2 protein-coding genes are annotated in these 1,450 nt (G+C 75.9%); both read left to right on the top strand.

Features of this window, described 5'->3' with window-relative positions; translation table 11 throughout:
- A partial coding sequence (locus FV229_RS26800; protein ID WP_147754810.1) for a VWA domain-containing protein occupies window positions 1–775 on the top strand: 775 nt, incomplete at its 5' end.
- A partial coding sequence (locus FV229_RS26795) for a tetratricopeptide repeat protein (protein WP_147754809.1) occupies window positions 775–1,450 on the top strand: 676 nt, incomplete at its 3' end. The genes FV229_RS26800 and FV229_RS26795, both read left to right, overlap by 1 nt.

Raw genomic sequence — 1,450 nt, 5'->3', positions numbered from 1 at the left:
GCGCGGCGCCGTGCTCGGCGGCCGGCGGCAGGCGAACCTCGCGGCCGCCACCGCCGCGGGGGTCGTCGCGCTGGCGCTCACGGGACCCGCCGTCGAGCGCAAGGACGCGACGACCTTCCGCAACCTCGACGCGACGGTGATCGTCGCCGACCTGTCGCGCTCGGTCGCCGAGGGCGGCGGGCTCAAGGACCTGCGCCAGACCGCGCAAGGCGTGGCCGAGGCCGCCGGCACCCGGGCGGTGGCGCTGGTGATCTATGCCGGCGACGCCTACGTCGCGACCGGGCCGACCACCGACCGCGACAGCTTCGGCACCACCCTGTTCGCGCTGGACGCCGACACGGTGCCCGACCGCGGCAGCCACCCGGAGCGTGGGCTGGCCCTGGCGCGGCGTACCCTGGAGGAGGCGGGGGCGCTGGCCGCCGACGTGGTGCTGATCACCGACGGCGACGGCATCGGCGACGCGGCGTTGCGCGAGACGGAGGCGATGCGGGCCAAGGGCTGGCGCGTCCAGGGGCTGTTCGTGCCGGCGCACAAGACATTGCCGCCCGGCGCGCCGAAGACCGACCGGGCGGCCCTCGACCGGCTGGTCTCGGCCGGCGGCGGGGTCGCGGCCGACCTGTCGGCGCCGGCCCCCGTGCTCGACGCGGTGGGCGCCGGCACGGCCCAGCACCTGGCCGCGGGCGGCTACGCGGTGCTCGCCTTCGCCGACCTCGGCCGCTGGCTGCTGCTGCTGGCGCTGGTGCCGGCGTTGATCCTGTTCCGGAGGAGTGCGTGATGGCAGCCCGCGCGCTCGGCCGCCTGCCTGTCTCTCCCACCCTTTCGGCCGCCCTCTCGCGCGGCTGGCGGCGCTGGGCGCGGATCGTCGGGATCGCGGCGGCCGGCGCCGGCATCCTGGCGCTGCTGCTGGTCTCGCAGCCGCGCACCGGCCTCGGCCGCCTGCTGATGGGGGTCGGACTGCCCTCAGTGGCGCTCGCGATCCTCGACGACCCGGCCTGGCGCGGGCCGGCGCTCTACGAGGCCGGGCGCTACGACGAGGCCGCGGCGCTGTTCCGCAACGGCGGCCGGCGCAATTCGTACAACCTCGGCAACGCGCTCGCCCGGATGGGCGACTATGCCGGCGCGATCGAGGCCTACGACGCGGCGCTGCAGTTCAACCCGCGCGACGCCGACGCGCAGGCCAACCGCTCGCTGCTCGCCAAGCTCGTCGCCGAGGCGATCGACCGCAAGGGCGGCGGCATCGCCAACGGCTCGGCGCAGTACGGCGCCCGCTACAACAACACCGCCAACCAGGAGAAGGACGAAACGCTCCAGGCCAATTCCAGCGGCGAAGGCCTGGCCGGCAACAAGGAGTCGAGCTCGTCCGCCTCGATCCCCGGCAACAGCAAGGTCGCGCGCCGGGGCCAGGCCGAGCAGCAGACCGTGGAGTCCGGTCGCGGCGAGGCCCGCGGTT

It is taken from the genome of Methylobacterium sp. WL120 (genome assembly GCF_008039465.1).
GTDB lineage: Bacteria > Pseudomonadota > Alphaproteobacteria > Rhizobiales > Beijerinckiaceae > Methylobacterium > Methylobacterium cerastii.
The sequence above is the reverse complement of the archived record's forward strand: the minus strand, read 5'-3'. Positions and strand labels throughout refer to the sequence as shown.